Origin of the sequence: Neoroseomonas terrae, assembly GCF_018129025.1 — a bacterium.
Taxonomy (GTDB): Bacteria; Pseudomonadota; Alphaproteobacteria; order Acetobacterales; family Acetobacteraceae; genus Neoroseomonas; species Neoroseomonas terrae.
Genome location: NZ_JAAEDI010000045.1, coordinates 14,748 through 28,523, shown reverse-complemented (window position 1 = coordinate 28,523; position 13,776 = coordinate 14,748). Strand labels below are relative to the sequence as shown.

9 protein-coding genes and 1 pseudogene are annotated in these 13,776 nt (G+C 71.8%); all 10 read left to right on the top strand.

All coding sequences use genetic code 11. The annotated features are described in order from the left end of the window. Positions 1-194 (top strand): annotated as a pseudogene (locus GXW78_RS26880) (structural protein); the annotation flags it as partial. After that, the gene (locus GXW78_RS26875; RefSeq protein WP_211872004.1) at positions 191-1,099 is read left to right on the top strand and encodes a hypothetical protein; all 909 of its coding nucleotides are present in this window, start codon (positions 191-193) and stop codon (positions 1,097-1,099) included. The pseudogene GXW78_RS26880 and the gene GXW78_RS26875, both read left to right, overlap by 4 nt. Continuing rightward, positions 1,096-1,353 carry a hypothetical protein gene (locus GXW78_RS26870; RefSeq protein WP_211872003.1) on the top strand — a complete coding sequence of 86 codons (258 nt, stop codon included), beginning with the start codon at positions 1,096-1,098 and terminating at the stop codon, positions 1,351-1,353. The genes GXW78_RS26875 and GXW78_RS26870 overlap by 4 nt, the downstream gene beginning before the upstream one ends. Before the next feature lie 74 nt (positions 1,354-1,427). Further along, positions 1,428-2,048 (top strand): hypothetical protein, encoded by a 621-nt coding sequence (locus GXW78_RS26865; protein ID WP_211872002.1) that lies wholly within the window; start codon positions 1,428-1,430, stop codon positions 2,046-2,048. Position 2,049: 1 nt separating this feature from the next. Then, entirely contained in the window at positions 2,050-3,762 is a 1,713-nt protein-coding gene (locus GXW78_RS26860; protein ID WP_211872001.1) for a hypothetical protein, read from the top strand. Beyond that, positions 3,762-4,217: a hypothetical protein gene (locus GXW78_RS26855; RefSeq protein WP_211872000.1), complete on the top strand. Its 456-nt coding sequence runs from the start codon at positions 3,762-3,764 to the stop codon at positions 4,215-4,217. The genes GXW78_RS26860 and GXW78_RS26855 overlap by 1 nt, the downstream gene beginning before the upstream one ends. Beyond that, positions 4,214-4,744 carry a hypothetical protein gene (locus GXW78_RS26850; RefSeq protein ID WP_211871999.1) on the top strand — a complete coding sequence of 177 codons (531 nt, stop codon included), beginning with the start codon at positions 4,214-4,216 and terminating at the stop codon, positions 4,742-4,744. Before GXW78_RS26855 ends, GXW78_RS26850 begins: the two co-directional genes overlap by 4 nt. Next, the gene (locus GXW78_RS26845) at positions 4,744-8,148 is read left to right on the top strand and encodes a transglycosylase SLT domain-containing protein (RefSeq protein WP_211871998.1); all 3,405 of its coding nucleotides are present in this window, start codon (positions 4,744-4,746) and stop codon (positions 8,146-8,148) included. The genes GXW78_RS26850 and GXW78_RS26845 overlap by 1 nt, the downstream gene beginning before the upstream one ends. Further along, positions 8,145-11,315 carry a PBECR3 domain-containing polyvalent protein gene (locus GXW78_RS26840; RefSeq protein ID WP_211871997.1) on the top strand — a complete coding sequence of 1,057 codons (3,171 nt, stop codon included), beginning with the start codon at positions 8,145-8,147 and terminating at the stop codon, positions 11,313-11,315. The genes GXW78_RS26845 and GXW78_RS26840 overlap by 4 nt, the downstream gene beginning before the upstream one ends. Further along, on the top strand, positions 11,312-13,774 hold the full coding sequence (locus GXW78_RS26835) for a hypothetical protein (protein WP_211871996.1): 2,463 nt from the start codon (positions 11,312-11,314) through the stop codon (positions 13,772-13,774). Before GXW78_RS26840 ends, GXW78_RS26835 begins: the two co-directional genes overlap by 4 nt. Positions 13,775-13,776 lie beyond the last annotated feature (2 nt).

Sequence of the window (13,776 nt, the reverse complement as noted above, 5' to 3'; positions counted from 1 at the left end):
CGGCGCGCGCCGCGGCGGGCACCGCGGCCGCCGGCGTCGGCGGCGTGGCGGCGGCCGAGGTGCTGGGCACGATGGCGCCGCATCTCGGCAGCGCGGCGGAGGTGGTGCGCGCGCTTGGGCCTTGGGTAGCGGCGGCGCTGATCGTCGCGGCGGCGGCCTGGTTCATCTGGCAGCGCAGCCGCCGCCCGGCATGACCTGGCTGACGAACTCGTATCGGTGGGGGGGCGCCATCCCCGAGAACGCTTACTGGCGCGTGGTCCCGCTCGCCACAGCCTATGCCGGCACGCCTTGGCCGCGGATCGGGGAAATCATCATGGCGGCCGGCGTAGGCGGGGCCCAGCTGGCGTCCGGCGGGACTATCATCGGCGCACCAACAGGCTTCGATATCTCCGCGGGCTTCGCGCGAGCGTTCGACGGATCTGCCGTGACGGACGTCCGCGGCGTCGCCCCGCTAGCTGCGCCGAGCCTTTGGTGCGGCTATCAATTCCCGGCGCCTGTGAAGCTTGGCGCGATCGGCATCCAAGCACCGGCGAGCAATCAGGCGGAGACTGTCGCTGGGATCGCCATCCAGTACTCGGCAGATGGCATCGTTTGGGGGACCTGCGAGCCATCGGGCCCGCTGCGCTCACTGAGCGCATCCGAAGTGAGATGGGTGCCTGTGAAGCCTGTGAAGGCCAACAGCAGGGACAAGGCCCGCATCTGGCGGATCGCGAACATGTCCCGCGGCGGCGGGACCGTGAGCATTGGTCAGGTGTACTTCCGCGCCACCCCCGGCGGCGCAAACCTGTGCGTCGGGGGGGCACACTGGGGATCTAACGGCACCAATCAGAGCGTTGGCCCCTCTGAGGCATTCGATGGATCGCTGACGCAGGGCTTCTACGGGGGCGCCAATCTGTCGTTCCTGCAGTACCTCTGGGAGGAGCCGCCCAACCCGTCGTACGTCGCGTTGCAACGGGCGACGGGAGGCAACAATGGGCTGGAGCCCACTGCCTTCGACGTGCAGTGGTCCTGCGACGGCGTGAACTTCACCACGGCCCTATCGGTGTCCGGTCTCTCTGGGTGGACATCCGGTCAGTTGCGGGAATGGGCCATCCCATGAGCGCGCTTTGGTCCCAGGCGAAGGTCTGGCTTTGGGCGGTCCTCGCCGGCATCGCCGTCGCCCTGCTCGCCGCCGCCTATGCCTTCGGTCGCCGCAGCGAAGAAGCCCAGCAGATGCGCCGGCGGATGCGCGGCGCGACGGAGAGAGCCCATGCGGACATTGAGGCTGCTCGCGCTGACGATCCCGTTGGCGAGTTGCAGCGCGGCGGCTGGGTGCGAGACGTGGCGTCCGATCGTGATCCGCTCGGACGATAGGGTGTCCGACGACACGGCCCGGCAAATCCTCGCCCACAACCTGACCGGCCGCCGGCTGTGCGGATGGTGACGGAATGAGCGTTCCTGAAATCACCCTGGCGTCCGCCGCGCTGCGCCTGCTCGGCGAGGTTTCGATCGCCGCCCTCGACGAGGGCAGCGACCTTGCCGAGACGGTGCAGCGCCTGCAGGAGGATACGGTGAAGGCGCTGCTCATCGAGCACCCCTGGCGCTTCACGATGCGCAAGGCGCAGCTGGCGCGCGTGTCCGACGACCCGATCAACGAATGGACCTATGCCCATGGGCTGCCGGTGCCGCGCCTTGGCATCCGCGCCATGCGGTCGTCCGCCGGCCCAGGCGACAGCCTGGTGCGGCAGTACGAGGTGTTCGACAACCGGGTCTATAGCCACTCGCCGAACCTGTGGTGCGACTATCAGACGGAGGTGCCGCCGGGCGCCTGGCCGCCGTACTTCTACAACCTGGTGCGCAACGCCCTGGCCAGCGACTTCGCGGTGCCCGTCGGCGCCGGCACCTCGGCGGCCGAGATGTACCATCGCCGCGCCTTCGGCACGCCCAGCGAGAACCGCAACGGCGGGCTGATGGGCGTCGCGAAGCGCCTGGACAGCCAGCAGCAGCCACCGCAGCAGGTGACGGATTTCCCGCTGCTGGCGGCGCGCTTCGGCGGGCGGCCGTACTGACATGGTGATGGTCCGCGCCAACCAGGTGAGCTTCACCGCGGGGGAGATCGGCCCCGACCTGGCCGCGCGCATCGAGGTGTCCCGCTACTACAGCGGGGCGAAGCTGCTGCGGAACGTGTTGGTGAAGCCGCAGGGTGGCATCAAGCGCCGGCCGGGCACCGCGCATCTGCACGACTTCACGGGCGGCGAGGGCATGGGCGGCGTGCGCTGCATCCCCTTCGCCTTCAATACCGAGCAGACCTACTGCATCGTGCTGACCGGCGGGCAGTTCCATGTCTGGCGGTCGGACGGGCTGTACCTCGCGACCGTCGGCAGCTGCCCCTGGTCCGCCGGCATCGCCGCGCAGGCGAACCACGCACAGAGCGCCGACACGCTGCTGCTGTTCCACCCCGACATGCGGACGCAGCGGCTGCGCCGTGGCGGGGTCGAGACCAGCTGGACCATCGAAGACGTCACCTGGTCGAACGTCCCGCAGTTCAACTTCGGCGATGGCGACGAGGACATGATCAGCGATGCGCGCGGCTGGCCGGAATGCGGCACCTTCCATCAGGGGCGCCTGTGGCTCGGCGGCCCGCGCAGCCGGCCGGCGACCTTCATCGCGAGCAAGATCGGCGACTTCTTCAACCTGGATAAGGGCACGACGCTGGACGACGAGGCGATCGTCGGCACCATCGATAGCGACCAGGTGAACGCCATCCACCAGATGGTGTCCGGCCGGGCGCTGCAGATATTCACCTCCGGCGCCGAGCACGTCATCACCGGCGACCCGCTGACGCCCAAGACGATCGGCGTGGCCGAGCAGACCCGCCGCGGCATCAAGCGCTTCACCCGCACGGTTGAGGTGGATGGCGCGACGCTGTTCGCCCAGCGGGGCGGCGCGGCACTGCGGCAGTTCCTGTTCGTCGATACCGAGCAGGCCTGGCGCGCCGACATCGCGAGCCTGCTGGCGCCGCACCTGGTGCTGGACCCGATCGACATGGCGGCGCGGAAGACGGCGCGGCAGGACGATGCCGACCGGGTGCTGATGGTGAATGCCAATGGCAGCGTCACCGTGCTGACCACCCTGCGGTCCCAGGAAGTCACGGCCTTCTCGCGATGGGAGACGGACGGAATCGTGCGCAGTGCCGCCGCGCTGCTGTCCGGTGAGGTGTTCTTCGCGGTCGAGCGCGGCGGGCGCATCCATGTCGAGCTGTGGGCGGAGATGCGGCTGCTGGACGTCAGCAAGCGCCGGACGGAGGTGAGCCCGTTCAAGGTGGTTCCGGGCCTCAGCCATCTGGAAGGGCGCCAGGTAGTGGCGGTCGCCGACGGCGCCTTCTTCGGGCCGTTCACCGTCAGCGGCTATTCCATCACGCTGCCGCGCCAGGTGCGCGATGCGGAGGTGGGGCTGTTCTTCCCCGTGGAGGCGGAGACGCTGCCAATCGAGCCGCGGCATCCCTCCGGCGCGGTGATCGGCCGCCGGACGCGCATCGCGACCATCACGGCGCGGGTGCGGAATACCGGGCACTTCCGGTTGAACAACCACAACATGGTGGTGCGCGGCGTCGGCGGCCCGCCGGTCGCGCCACTGGACAGCCCGCCGCCGGTTTTCACCGGCGACATCACCGTGCGCGGCCTGGTCGGGTACCGCCTGCAGAACACCATCCGCATCGACCAGCCGACGCCGCAGCCCTTCGAGCTGCTGGGGCTGGCCTATGAGGTGAGGATCGACAGCTGATGCTGATGCTCGACACCGCCCGGGAAAGGCATCTGGACGGGTTCACCATCGATGCGCGGCAGGCATCGCTGTTCCAGGGCGATGCCTTCGACACGCTGCACCGCCTGGTGACGGGCGGCGCGGCGATCGCCGCGCGCTGGCACGGCCAGGTGATCGGCTTCGGGGGGCTGGCGCAGTACTGGCAGGGCCGCGCGGCCGCCTGGTGCTTCCTGCGCAGCGATATCCCGCGCAAGGCCTGGGTGCCGCTGACGCGCGCCGTGCGCGAGAGCCTGGCGGCATCCGGCATCGTTCGCATCGAGGCCGACATTCGCCACGGCATCGAGCCGGCGCATCGATGGGCGCGCCTGCTGGGCTTCGAGCACGAGGGCAAGATGCCCCACTTCTGGAGCGACGGGGCGACCTATCACCGCTATGCCCGCCTGAAGCCGTGGGTGCCGCTGGAGGCCGCGGCATGAAGGGGCCTTCACCCTGGCAGTGCATCGGCCTGGCGGCCGTGTGCCGCGAGCCTATCAGTGCCATCGCGGCCGTGACGACGGCCGTCGCCGCGATCGGCGGCACCGTCATGCAGGTGGCGGGGTCGCAGCAGCAGGCGGCCGCGATGCGCGGCCAAGCCCGGCAGGCGGAGTTCGACGCGGAGAGCGAGCGCATCCGTGGCCAGGTGCAGAGCAACCAGCTGCGCGAGAGCCTGCTGCGCACGCTGTCGGCGCAGCGCAGCCGGTATGCGGCTTCCGGCCTGATTGCCGATGAGGGCAGCGGCCTGACCCTGCAGGAGGAAACGGCGGCCCTGGCCGACCGCGAGCTGACCATGCAGACCGGCAACACCACGATCCGCAGGGAGCAGCGGCGCGGCCAGGCCAGCCTGCTGAACGACAGCGCGGATTGGACCGAGACCGCCGGCTATGCCCGCGCCGGCATCAACCTGTTTGAGCAGGTTGGCAGCTACGCGGGGCGCCAGGCCGGCACAGCGAAAGGACCGGGCTGATGAGCGGCACCCGAGGCCGGGGCGCCGCCCCGGAACTGACCACGTCCCGCGTCCTGCCCGAGGTGGTGCCCGCCGCCGGCGCCGGCGCCGCGATGGTTGCGGGCCAGCAGATGGAGGGGATCGGCGACCGCATCATGCGCCTGGTCGACCGGCGCAATGCGCGGGAGGACGCGGCTGCGCAGGAGGATGCTGCGGCGGCCGGTGCGGCCGCCGGCGATGCGGCACCTGGCACGGAGATGGAGGGCGGCGGGGAACTGTATCGCCGGGCCTACAACCGGGCAGCGATGGAGAGCGGCAGCCGGCGTCTGGAGATCACGGCGCGGACGGAGCTGGAGCGGATCGCGCGGGAACACCCGGCCGACCCTGTGGGCTTTCAGCGGGCGGCGGCGGCGTGGCGCGATGGCGTGCTGGAGCCGATGCCCGAGGCCTTCCGCACCCGTGCTGCGCCAGCCCTGGATGGCATGACGGGCCGCTATGTGCGGGAAGCGCAGAACGCCAATGACCGCGCCGTCGCGGATGAGCGGGGCGCCAGCTTCACGGCGGCCCTGCCGGGACGCATGGCGTCGGTCGAGCAGCTGGGGCTGAGCCTCGCGACGACACCAGCCGCACGCGCCGAGCTGGAGCGCGAACAGACCGCCTTGCGCGATGACCTGGTGGCGATGGGGCCGCGCAGCGCCTTCACCTTCGAAGGAACGCAGTACCCAGCCGACCCCACGCGCGCCGGCCGGTACTCGCTGGAGCAGATGGCGGAGATCCGCCGGCATGCGCAGGACGCCGAGGTGGTCGCCGTGGCGCGCGGTGCCTTCCGCACAGGGCCCCAGACGCTGGAGGCCGTGGAGGCATGGGAACGCCGCGCGGAAGCCGGCGAGATACCCGGCCTTCGGCCCGACCAGGCGCGCAACATCGCGGCGACCCTGAGGCGGGACATCGCGCAGGACCGCGCCGCCCGAACCGAAGGCCAGCGCGAAGCGCGCACGGCCTTGCAGCCGCGCCTCGAGGCGGACCGTGTTGCGATCGCCGAGCGGGGCGAACCGGTCTCCGGTCTGTTGGACAGCGAGCTGACGGCTGCCGGCATCAACGTCGGCGAATACCGTGCGCAGGAACGCGCCCGCATGGCGGGCTGGCAGGCGCAGCAGGATCTCCGCGGCATCGACACGCCGCAGCGCGCACAGGAAATCGCCGACCGCTTCGCGCCAGGCTCCCCGCTGTTCATGGCGGACCCGGCCAATGCGGCGCGCGTGCTGAACCTGGCCCGAGAGCGTGGCGCGCAGGTGAACGCGGCAGCGTTGCAGGACGCGATCCGGGACCGCAGCGCGACGCTGACGACGAATGCCGCGGCAGCGGTGCGCCACGCGAACGCCGTGCCCCAGGAATGGCGGCCGATCGTGAGCGCCGCCGCCGCCCAGCACGGCGTGCCTGAGTTCCTTGGGCTGGCCTTGCTGGGGCGCGAGAGCGGCGGCCGCGCCGGCGCGGTCAGCCCGGCCGGCGCCGTCGGGCCAGCGCAGATCATGCCGGCGACGGCGGCCGACCCCGGCTTCGGCATGCAGCCGCTGCCCCGCGAGGCCCTGACCGATCCGGCGCGGGCCATCCCGTGGGCCTTCCAGTACTACCGCCGGCTGCTAGATGCCTTCGGCGGGAACCATGAGCACGCGCTGATGGCCTATAACTGGGGCCATCAGAACGTGCGGCGCTGGATCGACGGCGGTCGCTCGGGGACGGTACCGGACGAAACCCGCCGCTATGTCGAGGCGCTGCTGCCCGCCACGGGCGGCGATCCATCGCGGGTCGGTACCCGCCTGCCCGCCATCGTTTCGGCTGAGGAAGCCGCTGCCGCAGGACAGACGCCAGAATGGGCGGCGCGCGTCTCGGGAGAGGCGTCGCAAGCCGCGATGCAGGCGGCGCTGCGCGTGCGCGCGGCGACGGCCTCGCCCGAGGAACGCCGCCTGGTCGAACTCGAACTGGCGCAGGCCGGCGGAGACAATGCGGCCGAGGCTGCGCGGTTGAGCGCAGCGTGGCGCGAGGCGCTGGATCACCGCGACCGAGGCATCGCTGAAGACCCGGCCGGCTACGTCGCGCAAGTCAGCCCGGCCCTGCAGGCGCTGCAACAGCGTGTCGTCGCCGGCGACATGGAAGCGCTGCCTTCGCTGATCGACGGCCTGGCCGCGGAGCAGCAGCGCCAGGGCGTGCCGGAGCCGCAGCGGCGCGTGCTGCCGCAGGCCCTGGTCACGGCCCTGTCCGATAGCGTCGTGCAGGCGCCGACCCCGCAGCAGGGGCTGGAGCGGCTGCGCGGGCTGCATGCAGCCGTCGGGCAGGATCGCCTGGTGCAGGTGATGCAGCAGGCGCGGCTGACCGGCGGCGACCAGGACACGCGGCGCGACGTGGCGATCATGGCGGCGACGCGCGTCGGCAGCGATCCGACGCTGGCCGGTCAGATCCTGCAGGGCTTGCAGGTGCTGCGCGACAGCCCGCCGTCGAACATGCCGCAGCCGCGCATGAGCGCCGATGCGGACAGCGAGCTGGGCGAAGCCTTCGCCGCGTCCCCGGCGGCGCGCGATGGCGTGTTGGCCGCGGCCCGCGCCATCTATGCCGCCGAACTCTCCGCCGCCGGCGAGCTGGGCCGCACCTATGACAGCAGCCGCTTCCGCGCGGCGATTGCCCGCGTCGCGCCGACGACGAGCTACAACGGGGCACGGACGCGGCTGCCCTCCGGCGTGGATGGGGATGCCTTCCATCGCACGCTCGATCGCCTGCCCGAGAGCGCCATGGCCGATGCCGCGGCCGGCGGCAGGCGCTTCACCGGGGACATGCTGCAGCACGGGGCGGCGCGGTTGGTGGCCGTCGGCGATGGCCGGTACCAGGTGCTCTACAACGGCATGTCGGTGATGAGCGCGAGCCGGCCTGGCGCGCCCTTCATCCTGGACATGCGCGGCGTCGCACCCACGCCGCCGCCGCCGACGGGGCGTGATCGGCTGCAGCCAGCCGCGACGGGCGCCCGCCGCATCGACGGCTGGGATGATCCCGACCCCGCGACTGACCCTGCGGGCATGGTCCAGCGGGGCAACATCGACCTGACGAACCGCCCCGTGGTCCGCAACGATGACGGCACGATCAGCACCGTGCGCACCATCTCCATCGGCACGGATAGCGGCGAGGTGGTGATACCGACCGTCAGCGACGACGGCCGGATCATGAGCGAAGGGGAAGCCATCGAGCAGTTCGACCGCACGGGCCGTCACTTCGGCATCTTTCGTACGGTCGAGCAGGCAACCGCCTTCGCGGAGCGACTGCATGAGGACCAAGCCGAGCAGTATGACGACAGCGGCAATCCTGCACGTCGCAACTGGCGGTCCGGTCGCAGCCAGATCGGCAACGAACCCGTCGGGTCGCGGCTGTTCGGCCGATGAGCGAGCTGGATATCTGGGGCGGCGAGCAGCAGCGCCCCATCGGCATTCCGCTGCCAACGGTGCCCCGCACCAATGCCGAACGCTTCGACCTCGAATACGAGAACATGCTTGCGACAGGCATGCTCGCTTCCCGCGAGCGGAACCTGTTTCGCGAGATCGACCGCGTCGCCGATGAAGCGCGGCAGGCCGGCCTGACCGACGTGCCCGCAAACTGGCGTCGTCGTGGCGGTTGGAACAGCGAAGGCAGCTACATCGGCGCCCCGGCCCTGGAAAGCCGCGGCACGCTGGACGCTGCCGAGCAGGGACGCCTCGCCTGGGATGAATGGGTGGAGCGCATCGCGCGCGGCACCGGGGGCATGCGCGGCGACCTGCCCGGGTACATGCCGCCCACCTCGGCGGAGATCCAGCAGCGCGCCAGTCAGCGCGCGGCTGCCACCTATCGGGAGGCCGAGGCCGCGAGGCTGGTCGGGGGCGGCGGGTTCGGCGGGCTGACCGGTGCGATCTTCGGCGCGTTCTCTGACCCCGTGCAGCTCGCCACCCTGCCGATCGGCGCGCCGGCGCGCCTGCTGCGCATCGCCGAGCTAAGCGCCGTGACGGTTGGCGGCCGGGCCGCCGCGCGCATCGGCGCCACGGCAGCAGGTGAGGGGGCGGTCGCTGCGGCCGTGCAGACGGGCGTCGAGTTCCGTGCCGCCCCGTACCGCGTCGAGATCGGGCTGCCCGACACCTTCGGCGAGAACGTGGCCGAGGCGGCGATCGGCGGCGCTGTGCTCGGCGGCGGGCTGCGCGGCCTGGTCGAAGGCTGGCGCGCCTTTCGGGGCCGCCTGCCGGCGCCGGACGCCGCCACGGCGCGGGCCGAACAGGATGCCGCGAGCCTGGCGCAGGAACAGATCATCGCCGACGGCTACCGCCCCGGCGGCGCCGAGATACACAATGCCCATGCGGCGGCGGCAGACAGCGCCACGGTTGCGGTCACCGCCGGCATGCTGCCGCCGCAGACGACGGCGCCCGTGCGCGCGCCGCGCGTGCCCGTGGTGGATGTGAACGCCGGCGACGCCGCCGCCACCATCGCGCAGTACCTGTCGGGGCCGCCGGTCAGCGTCGCGCTGCGCTTCGGGGTGGTGGACGATGCACTGGCCGCCCGCATCCGTCAGGCCGCGCCCGAGCTGGATATCGCCGGCTACGAGCACGTGATGCAGACGGATGAGATGCGGCACGCCTGGCGGCGCCATGGGCCTGACGGCCAGGCCGTGGCCATCCGGCCGGTCACGGAACAGGACCTGGGCAGTGTGGGCGAATGGCTGGCGACGGCCGATCGCTATGAACACCAGGGCTACAATCGCCAGGGCCTTCCGGTGCTGCGTGCCTACAAGCAGCTGCCGGACGGCACGATGGTGATCATCGAGGAAGTCCGCGCCACCCGTCAGCGGCTGGCGTTCAAGACCATGTACTTCGAGCGCGGGTCGGAAACAGGTGGCGGTCCTGGAACGGTTGGATCTAGGCCCGAAGGCCCGCCCCTACCTCCACGTCCGGAACGGGAACCAGGTGCCGCCGCCCAGAACTTAAGCCCGGGCCTGACCCGTTTCAACGCTTTCACGCCGGCTGGCCGGCCGGTGCTGCTGGAACCGCAGATCGTCGAGATCGACAGCCTGGTCGCGTCGCACCTGCGTGACGGCCGCCCCAACCCGGCCTTCCCGCATGATGAGGGCGTGCAGCCCCGCGACCGCGGCGCGGCGCCGTCCCGCGACCAGGTGCGCAAGATCGCCGCCGAGTTCATTCCCGACCGGCTGCTGCCGAACCGCGAGGCGGGCTTCGGTGCGCCGATCGTCGCCGGCGACCAGGTGGTGGAAAGCGGCAACGGCCGTGTCATGGCGCTGCGTTCCATCTTCCGGAACCCGCAGCACGAGGTGCAACGGCAGGCGTATCTGACCACCCTGCGCGAGGCCGGGTACGACGTCGCCGGATATCGCCAGCCGGTGCTGATCTCCCGCCGCATCTCTGGCCTATCGCCATCCGAGCGCAGCGCCTTCGTGCGGGAAGCCAATGGCCGGGCGACGCTGGAGGCCGGCGCTGCCGAGACGGCCGCCCGCGATGCCGAGCGCATGGATGCCGCCCTGCCGCTGTGGCGCGGCGGCGATATCGACAGCGCGGCCAATGCCGACTTCGTCCGCCGCTTCCTGCAGGACCTGACGGCGGAGGAACGGGGCGGCTTCCTGACCCGCGAGGGGCAGCTTTCCGCCCAGGGCCGCGCGCGCATTGCGGCCGCACTGTTTGCCCGGGCCTATGGCGACGAGCTGGGGGCGCTGCTGCCCCGCTTCCTGGAGACTAGCCATGCCGGCTTCCGGGAAGTCGCCGGCGCGCTGCAGGACGTCGCCGGCGATTGGGCCCGCATGCGGTCGCTTGCCGCCGACGGCCGCATCGACCCGGCGGCCGACGCCACGGCCGACCTGGCCGGCGCCGTGCGCGCGCTGGACGAAGCGCGGCGGAAGAACCTGCGCGTCGAGGACCTGGTGCTGCAGGCGGACTTCGACCGCGTGCCGCTGACGCAAGGCGGCCTTGGCTTCCTGGCAGCGCTGCACCGCGAGCCCGGCGTGACGGGACCGCTGGCGAGCCGGAAGGCGATCCGCGAGCGCCTGCAGGGCTACATCGTCGAGGCCGAGGCGCGGCAATCCGGTCCCGACCTGTTCGGCATGGGGCCGCCGCCGGCCGGCGATGCCATGGCTGCCACGGCCCGCCGCGTGGCGGATGACGCGCCGGCGCCGCGCGCCGAGGACGAAGCGCCGCCGGCGCCCGAGGATGCCGCGCCGACCTTCAGCTTCGAGCCGGAGATGCGCGCGCCGCCGCCGCGCCCCGATGCACCGCCGGCCCGTGCTGACGCAACAGAACCGCCGGCCGATGCAACGCCGCCGCCCGTTGATCCGCAGCTCGTCCTGCGCGAACGCATCGTTGAAGCCTCCCGCGAGGCGGAGGCCACCCGTGCGGCGAAGGCAGTGCCGGATGCCGAGCTGGCGGAGGCGCAGCGCATCGCCGCCCAGGCTGACATCCCGGTGCCGCGGCTTGAGGGCGAGGCACCTGGCGCCATCGGCGCGCGCCAGCTCCTCGAGGACGCGGACGATGCGGTGAAGGACGCGGCCGAGGCGGCCGCCTGCATGGTCGGAAGGGCGACATGAGCGGCAACCTGACGATCGCGCAGTGCCTGACGAACGCCGTTGCCGCAGGCCGGCTGACGCAGGCCGGCGCCGAGGATGCGCAGCGGCGGCTGCAGGAGCGCATGGAGCGCGACGGCATCGAGCCCGGCACGGCCGCCGCCCGGGTGGCGGAGGAGATGGCGCTTGCCGCCGCTGCGGCGCGGCGCCAGGCGGCGCAGCGCATCATCGCGGCGGAGAGCAGCGTGCGCATCGCCGGAAGCCATCAGCGGGGCTTCGCGGCGGGCGTGGCGGCGCTGTTCGCGCGCGATGTGTGGGGCCAGCTCGGCGGCGTCGGCATCGAGGGCCGGATGCGCGCCGTCATGGGGGAGGCGCATAGCCGCTTCCTGGCGGGGCTGGACGCCTTCCGATCGCGCAACCTTGGCCTGACGCGGGACTTGCCCGGGCTGCGCGACCTGGTGCGCGAGCACTATGCCGCCGGCAGCACCGGCAACCAGGTGGCGCGCGGCGCCGCGGATGCCTGGCGCGAGACGGAAGGCTTCCTGACGACGCGCTTCAACCATGCGGGCGGGAACCTGCCGCCGCGCGCCAACTACTTCCCGCAGCAGTGGGACCATGCGCGCGTCGCGGCCGACGGGCAGCAGGCCTTCACGCGCTGGATGCGGGGCGAGTTCGATGCCGGCCGCCTCACCATCCGCAGCTTCGAGACCAGCGAGCGCATGCAGCGCGACCTGGCCTATGGGATCATCGACGATGCGTGGCAGCGCATCAGCACCAATGGCCTGTCTGACCTGGTGCCGGGCCAGTTCCAGGGCAGTGCGAACCTCGCCAACCGCCACAACCATGCCCGCGTCTTCGAATGGACCAGCAGCGATGCCTGGCTCGGCTTCAACGACCGCTACGGCGTCGGCGACGCCGGCATCTATGACCTGCTGACGGGGCACATCAGCGGCCGGTCGCGCGAGATCGCGATGATGGAGGTGCTGGGGCCGAACCACGGGCAGATGGCGCGCATGCTGATCGACACCGCGCGGCAGCGGGGCACCACGCCCTTCGTCGCGCGGCGGCTTGAGGCGATCTGGGACCAGGTGAGCGGCGCCGCCCACAGCCCCGTGTCCGAATGGATGGCGACATCCATGCGGGGCGTGCGGTCCTGGCTTTCCGCCGCGAAGCTGGGCAGCGCGACCCTGTCCGCGGTGACGGACTTCGCCACCATCCGGCAGACCGCCGCCTGGAACGGCATGCACACCACGGGCGTGATGCGCCGGTACCTGTCCCTGCTGAACCCCGCCAATGCCGATGACCGGCAGCTGGCGGTGCGGCTGGGGCTGATCGCCGATGGCTGGGCACAGCGTGCCTCGGCCGGCATGCGCGACCAGGTGGAGGTGGGGTTCAGCGACCTGGCCGGCCGCGTGACCGACACCGTGCTGCGCGCCTCCGGCCTGTCGGCGCACACGCAGGCGGGCAAATGGGCCTTCGGCATGGAGATGCTGGGGTACCTGGCGGACAATGCCGGGCGCACCCTCGATCAGCTGGACCCCCGCCTGCAGCGTGCCTTCCGCAGCTATGGCATCGACGCGGCCGCGTGGGATCGGGTGCGCACGGCCGGCCTGTTCGAGGAAGACGGCGCGCGCTTCATCTTCCCGGAGCAGGCGGTGCGCGCACTGCCGGCCGATGCGCCGCCGGCCGACGTCGCCGCGACCCGCCAGGCGGCATCCCGCGTGCTGGAGATGGTCCAGACCGAGACGAACTTCGCCGTCGTCGAGCCGGGCGCGCTTGAGCGCGCCATGATCCTCGGCAACTACCGCGCCGGCACGCTGGCGGGCGAGTTCATCCGCAGCACCATGCAGTTCAAGACCTTCCCCGTGTCGATGATGACGCGGCACCTGATGCGCGGCGCCGAGGCCATCCGCGCCGGCGATCGGGGCCGGTACATGGCGGCGACCGGCGTCTCCCTGACGGTGATGGGGGCGCTGGCCATGCAGTTGAAGGCCGTCGCCCAGGGGAAAGACCCGCGCGACACCACGGATCCGCGCTTCTGGGGCGCGGCCTTCATGCAAGGCGGCGGGTCGGGCTTGTTCGGCGACTTCCTGTTCAGCGCCGTGTCGCGCGCCGACCGCGGCTTCTGGATGGCGACCTTCGGCGGGCCCACGGCCGGCCTGGTCGATGACTTCGCCCGGCTGACCGGCGGCAACATCCAGGGCCTGGCCGAGCAGAAGAACACCAATGTGGGGCGCGAGCTGGCGCGCTTCATTCAGTTCAACACGCCGGGCAGCTCGCTCTGGTACGCGCGCCTCGCCCTCGATCGGCTCGTCTGGGACCAGATGCAGATGCACCTGGACCCCGACTATCCGACGCGGTTCCGCCGGATGGAGGACCGCGCCCGCCGGGACTTCGGTCAGGAGTTCTTCTGGCGGCCCGGCACCAGCAGCCCCGACCGCGCCCCTTCCATCGCCGCCGCGATCGGCGGCCGCCCCGATTGAGG

Bases quoted from the DNA above. Each gene is read 5' to 3' on its own strand.
- GXW78_RS26875 (WP_211872004.1), top strand. From the start codon at position 191: ATGACCTGGCTGACGAACTCGTATCGGTGGGGGGGCGCCATCCCCGAG.
- GXW78_RS26870 (WP_211872003.1), top strand. From the start codon at position 1,096: ATGAGCGCGCTTTGGTCCCAGGCGAAGGTCTGGCTTTGGGCGGTCCTC.
- GXW78_RS26865 (WP_211872002.1), top strand. From the start codon at position 1,428: ATGAGCGTTCCTGAAATCACCCTGGCGTCCGCCGCGCTGCGCCTGCTC.
- GXW78_RS26860 (WP_211872001.1), top strand. From the start codon at position 2,050: ATGGTGATGGTCCGCGCCAACCAGGTGAGCTTCACCGCGGGGGAGATC.
- GXW78_RS26855 (WP_211872000.1), top strand. From the start codon at position 3,762: ATGCTGATGCTCGACACCGCCCGGGAAAGGCATCTGGACGGGTTCACC.
- GXW78_RS26850 (WP_211871999.1), top strand. From the start codon at position 4,214: ATGAAGGGGCCTTCACCCTGGCAGTGCATCGGCCTGGCGGCCGTGTGC.
- GXW78_RS26845 (WP_211871998.1), top strand. From the start codon at position 4,744: ATGAGCGGCACCCGAGGCCGGGGCGCCGCCCCGGAACTGACCACGTCC.
- GXW78_RS26840 (WP_211871997.1), top strand. From the start codon at position 8,145: ATGAGCGAGCTGGATATCTGGGGCGGCGAGCAGCAGCGCCCCATCGGC.
- GXW78_RS26835 (WP_211871996.1), top strand. From the start codon at position 11,312: ATGAGCGGCAACCTGACGATCGCGCAGTGCCTGACGAACGCCGTTGCC.